The organism is Pseudomonas fluorescens (genome assembly GCF_000968015.1).
Taxonomy (GTDB): Bacteria; Pseudomonadota; Gammaproteobacteria; order Pseudomonadales; family Pseudomonadaceae; genus Aquipseudomonas; species Aquipseudomonas fluorescens_W.
In genome coordinates, this window is record NZ_LACH01000104.1 from 1 (window position 1) to 5,022 (window position 5,022).

General features: G+C 58.3%; 7 protein-coding genes. 2 read left to right on the forward strand and 5 right to left on the reverse strand.

Features of this window, described 5'->3' with window-relative positions:
* Positions 1 to 92: 92 nt before the first annotated feature.
* The 5 genes from VD17_RS30475 to VD17_RS30495 form a co-directional block, all read right to left on the reverse strand.
* On the reverse strand, positions 93 to 551 hold the full coding sequence (locus tag VD17_RS30475) for an REP-associated tyrosine transposase (protein ID WP_046057074.1): 459 nt from the start codon (positions 549 to 551) through the stop codon (positions 93 to 95).
* A 91-nt stretch (positions 552 to 642) separates the two neighbouring features.
* Positions 643 to 1,728 carry a polyamine ABC transporter substrate-binding protein gene (locus tag VD17_RS30480; RefSeq protein WP_046057075.1) on the reverse strand — a complete coding sequence of 362 codons (1,086 nt, stop codon included), beginning with the start codon at positions 1,726 to 1,728 and terminating at the stop codon, positions 643 to 645.
* Positions 1,729 to 1,776: 48 nt separating this feature from the next.
* On the reverse strand, positions 1,777 to 2,118 hold the full coding sequence (locus VD17_RS30485; protein WP_046057076.1) for a cupin domain-containing protein: 342 nt from the start codon (positions 2,116 to 2,118) through the stop codon (positions 1,777 to 1,779).
* A gap of 43 nt (positions 2,119 to 2,161) precedes the next feature.
* Positions 2,162 to 3,565 carry an NAD(P)/FAD-dependent oxidoreductase gene (locus VD17_RS30490; protein WP_046057077.1) on the reverse strand — a complete coding sequence of 468 codons (1,404 nt, stop codon included), beginning with the start codon at positions 3,563 to 3,565 and terminating at the stop codon, positions 2,162 to 2,164.
* Between the two features lie 50 nt (positions 3,566 to 3,615).
* Positions 3,616 to 4,431 carry a helix-turn-helix transcriptional regulator gene (locus VD17_RS30495; protein WP_033054956.1) on the reverse strand — a complete coding sequence of 272 codons (816 nt, stop codon included), beginning with the start codon at positions 4,429 to 4,431 and terminating at the stop codon, positions 3,616 to 3,618.
* Between VD17_RS30495 and VD17_RS32415 the strand changes: the two genes are divergently transcribed.
* Both VD17_RS32415 and VD17_RS30500 read left to right on the forward strand, forming a co-directional pair.
* A complete protein-coding gene (locus tag VD17_RS32415; protein WP_185753264.1) occupies positions 4,402 to 4,635 on the forward strand; it encodes a hypothetical protein in 234 nt (77 codons plus the stop codon). The genes VD17_RS30495 and VD17_RS32415 overlap by 30 nt on opposite strands.
* 59 nt (positions 4,636 to 4,694) lie before the next feature.
* A complete protein-coding gene (locus VD17_RS30500; protein ID WP_008156356.1) occupies positions 4,695 to 4,967 on the forward strand; it encodes a DUF1652 domain-containing protein in 273 nt (90 codons plus the stop codon).
* Positions 4,968 to 5,022 lie beyond the last annotated feature (55 nt).

Sequence of the window (5,022 nt, forward strand, 5' to 3'; positions counted from 1 at the left end):
GTTCAAGACGGTATCTACAAGGATTGCGGCGTACGCGAAACCTGTAGCAGCTGGCGCAGCCTGCGTTCGGCTGCGCAGCAGTCGTCAGATACTCACAACCAACACGCATCCCAAAGTGGGTAGTCATGAACCCGTGTCACCAGTCCTGCTCGGATCGGATTGGCCACGACATACCGGGCAAGCGCCTTCACATCTTCCTCTCGCCGAACGGCACGATCGTGATACCCCTTTTGCCAGAGGCGCCCTCTCCGCCCTAACGCCTGATTAACCGCCAAACCGCTCCGGGATTTTATGCGGCACATCAGCTCCGCCAGTGTCTTGTCATGCAGCTGCACCAGGCAATGCATATGATCCGGCATCACAACCCACGTCAGAAAGTCGCCCCAACCCTGCTCCTGCGCCTGACGCAACGCCTGAACGACCAACCTCCCCAGTCGCCAATCAACAAAAAACGGCTGCCGTTGGTCAACGACAGCCGTTAGCAGATAAATACGTCCGGACTCAGAGAAACGACCAGCGCGCAGCTGACCCGCGTTTGTAAAACCAGGCATTCCATTGCCTCCTGACCATTGAAAGGAGCCCTGGAATCTACAGCGTGTCAGTCAACCCGACGGGCACCCAATGACTACAAAATATGAAGGCTCAACTCCCGGTACGAATCTTGTTCCACACCCGCGTACGAACCCGGTCGATGTTCAGCGGCATCGCCTCCAGCGCAAACAATTTCCCCATCATCTCCGGGCTCGGATAGACCTTGGTGTCGTTCTTGATCGCCGGGTCGATCAGGCTGTCGGCCTGTTCGTTACCGTTGGCGTAGTGCACGTAGTTGCTGATGCTGGCCATCACGTCCGGGCGCAGCAGGTAGTTCATGAAGGCGTAGCCGGCCTTTTCGTCCGGGGCGTCTACCGGCATGGCGACCATGTCGAACCAGATGGCGGCGCCTTCCTTGGGAATTGAATAGCCGATGTCGACGCCGTTCTTGGCTTCTTTCGCGCGGTTTTCGGCTTGCAGAATGTCACCAGAGAAGCCGACGGCCACGCAGATGTCGCCATTGGCCAGGTCGCTGGTGTACTTGGACGAGTGGAAATAGCTGACATACGGGCGGACTTTCATCAGCAGCGCTTCAGCCTTTTTGTAGTCTTCCGGGTTTGTGCTGTGATGCGGCAGGCCCAGGTAGTTCAGTGCCGCCGGCAACAGTTCGGGGCCGTTGTCGAGGATGGCCACGCCGCACTTCTGCAGCTTTTGCATGTTTTCGGGTTTGAAAATCAGATCCCAGGAGTCCACTGGCGCGTCAGCACCCAACACGGCCTTGACCTTGGCGATGTTGTAACCGATGCCGGTGCTGCCCCAAAGGTACGGGAAGCCGTGCTCGTTGCCCGGATCGTTGGTTTGCAAGGCCTTGAGCAGCGCCGGGTTGAGATTCTTCCAGTTCGGCAGTTGGCTCTTGTCGAGTTTCTTCAGCGCCACGCCCTGAATCTGCCGCGCCATGAAGTGGTTGGACGGGAAAACCACGTCATAACCGGATTTGCCGGTCATCAATTTGCCGTCGAGGGTTTCATTGCTGTCGAAGACGTCGTAACTGAACGCGATGCCGGTTTCTTTTTGGAAGTTTTTGGTGGTGTCCGGAGCGATGTATTCCGACCAGTTGTAAATCTTGACGATCTCGGCCGCGTGGCCGAGGGTCGCGAAGAGCGCAAGTGGAGCCAGAGCCAGTGTCTTTCGGATCATGAGTCGATTCCTGTATGGGCTTGTTTTTGTTGGCAGGCAATCAAAGGATCAAAAAATCAAAACGTAGGTCTTGCGCACGGTTTCCTGGATATCCCAGATGCCGAGGCTGTTGGCCGGCAACATCAGTGCATCGCCGGCTTCTATGTGCAGGATTTCACCGTCATCCGGGGTAAACGTGCAGCGCCCCTGAATGAAGTGACAGAACTCCTGGGCGACGATCTGCCGCCGCCAGCGGCCGGGCGTGCATTCCCAGACGCCGGTTTCGACGCCATCGTCGCGTTCGACACTGGTGGTCGAGGCCACTGCCACGGGCGTGCCCAGCGGCACGGCGACCGGATTCGACTCTTCCAGCTTCAGGGTTGCGGTGTTCTTGAATTGCGTGATGCTCATGGGAGTACCTGTCGATTGAGCCTATAGATGAAGAGCGCACCGTTTACTGCATGAAACCTTCCATGAAACCGGCAATACCAGTGGCCAGTTTGCGACGCCAGGGTGCGGTGGCCGGGTTGGCCAGGGTCTGGTCTTCGTGGACGAAGCTGCGGATGATCGCGTTGTAACCGAGCCAGCGGCAGGGTTCAGGCTCCCAGGCCCTGAGCGCGTCGAGCCCTCCCTGGATGACCCACGGCTGGCGAACCAGCTCGGTGTCGCGCTGCAGAATCAGGTCGGCCAGCGTCCGGCCACCCAGGTTGCTGGCACCGACGCCCTCCCCGCCATAACCACCCGACAAGGCGATGCCGCTGGCCTGATCGCTCAGCATGTGCGGCTTGAAACGCCGGGACATCCCCAGGTTGCCGCCCCAGGCATGGGTAATCCGCACGTTCTTGAGCTGCGGGAAGAGTTCGCCAAACAGATAACGTCGCAGCTCCACTTCGCTGGTGGTCAAGTCGAAGTCATGACGCAACTTGGCAGCGAACTGATAACCGCCCCGCGCGCCGAACACCAACCGGTTGTCAGCCGTGCGCTGACCGTAAGTGACCTGGCGACTGTTTTCGCTGAAGGCCTGGCCGCGACTCAGGCCGATTTCGTCCCACGTCGCAGCGGATAGCGGCTCGGTAGCCACTATCAAGCTTTGCACCGGCAGCTGATAACGCCCCAAAGGTGGCAAGGTGACCGAGTAACCTTCGACCGCCGGCACGATCCAACGGCTGCGAACCGAGGCTTTCGACGTGCGCAGTCCACCCGATTGCCACTGGGTGACCGGGCTGTTCTCGTAAATCCTGACGCCCATTTTCTCCACCGTCCGAGCCAGACCTCGCACCAACTTTGCCGGGTGAATGGTCGCGACGTGCGGTGCATAGATACCGCCATAAGGTTTGGCGACTCTGATCTGTTGCGCCAACTGCTCGGGGCTGAGCCAGCGGTAATCGCTTTCGGTCAAACCCTGGCGATAGAGCGTGTCGAGATAGTGCCGAAGGCTGGCTTCCTGCTCCGGGTAGCGTGCAGCGCAATACAGCGCCCCACCTTTGCGGTAATCGCAGTCGATGTCTTCACGTTCAAGGACAATCCCGACTTCATCCGGAATGCCGTGCAGCAAATCGAACGAAGCCCGGCGCTGTTCGGGCGACAGGTCAGCGAGCAAGCGGTCTTCGCCCAGCACATTGCCCATCAGCCAGCCCCCGTTACGCCCCGAGGCGCCAAAACCGGCGGTTTGCGCTTCAACGATGGCAATGCTCAAGTCGGGCGCCTGGCGTTTGAGGTAGTACGCGGTCCAGAGCCCGGTGTATCCCGCGCCAATGATGGCGACGTCGACGTCCAGATCCTGTTCCAGCGCTGGACGCGCCAATAATGGCTCGTCGAGTTGATCCATCCACAAACTGATAGTGCGCCACGCTGGCATGCAAGACTCCGCCACTCAAACTTCGATGGCGTCGATCCTAGTGCGTGGGCTTAGAGGCTGTCTTGCGCGCGTGCACGCAAAGAAATTTGTTTTACGTAGGCCTTGGGCGATTGGCCGGTGTGCTGACGGAAGCAGCTATAAAACGCCGACAGCGAATTGAACCCGGCGGCAAACGCCAGTTCGTCGATACGCAGTGGCGGCGTGGCGTTATCCAGTGCCGCGAGCAAATGCTGCAGGCGCGCCTGGTTGACGTATCGATAGAAGCTCTGGCCAAGCACCTGATTCAGCAGGTAGGAAATCTGATTGCGGCTGTACCCGCACTCCTTCGCCACCCGTTGCAGGTCGAGTTCGGGATCGAGATAAGGTTGTTGGCGCTGAAAATACTGTTGCAAGTCTTCAGCCATGAAACTCAGCTGGCGTGCGGATAGCCCCAGTCGACTGACCGCCGGGCGTTGGCTGCTGGCGACCTTGCTGGAGGGCTGTTCATGCACCAGCGAGGCGTATTCGTTGACCCGCCAGATCAGTCCGTCACGGACGGTAATCGCCTCGCTGGCCCGGAACGACACCAGGCCTTCACCGCCGCGAAGGGTTATACGGTACTGAATGAACGCCGTGTTGCCGTCCAGACGAATACGGTCCGAGTGCTCCAGGGCTTCATCGGGATCGCGGGGCATACTGCTGCGCACGTATTCACGTAATTCGGACAGCCCCATCACACGGTTCTGGAAAAAATCACTGTACTGAATCTCTGGGTGATAGAGCGCCATCACTCCGTCCAGGTCCCGGTGTTTCCAGCGCAAGTGATAACGCATCACCGTGTCGCCCGTGGCCTGGGTTTGCAGCGGACCATCATCATCGGCGTGCATAAAGGACTCGGCGAGAAAAAGCCGAGCTTGCCGAAATTCCGTCTCGGCTTCAATGACCAACCAGTGGTGACCAACTGCGCGACACCGGCGATTTCAGTGACCCGCATCAAAAAAACTGAACCAATCGCTAAACGGCCTGAAAAATCCACATTAATTTCACATCTGGATGCTACTTTTAAAGGCAGTCACCGGTTGAGCCATTGAAGGCTCTTCCCTCCTACCATGAGCTAAAGGAAGCGCTCGATGAATGAGGCGGGCTACATATGAATAAAGGGTTCAGTAAAGTCACCTTTCCAAACGCCTGCCAGCTGATGCGCTGGCATTTTCATCCCATGGGTTTCGAGGCGAGCATGGATGCGCCGGGCAGCATGATTGCCCGTCTTTTTGACCGTGCCAGTGGCGAGACCATGATCGCCATCGCCGGCATTCCTTGCGCGACGGTAATGAATGCTGCGGATGTAGAACGCATAATCGAAGCGGTGGAAGATGAGCTTGAGGCTTTCATTCCGCCAGCCGCCCTCAGGAGCTATGCCTGAAGGCCGAACACTCAACAACAAGCCCACGTTAAGTGGGCTTTTTTGTGTGCGCCCA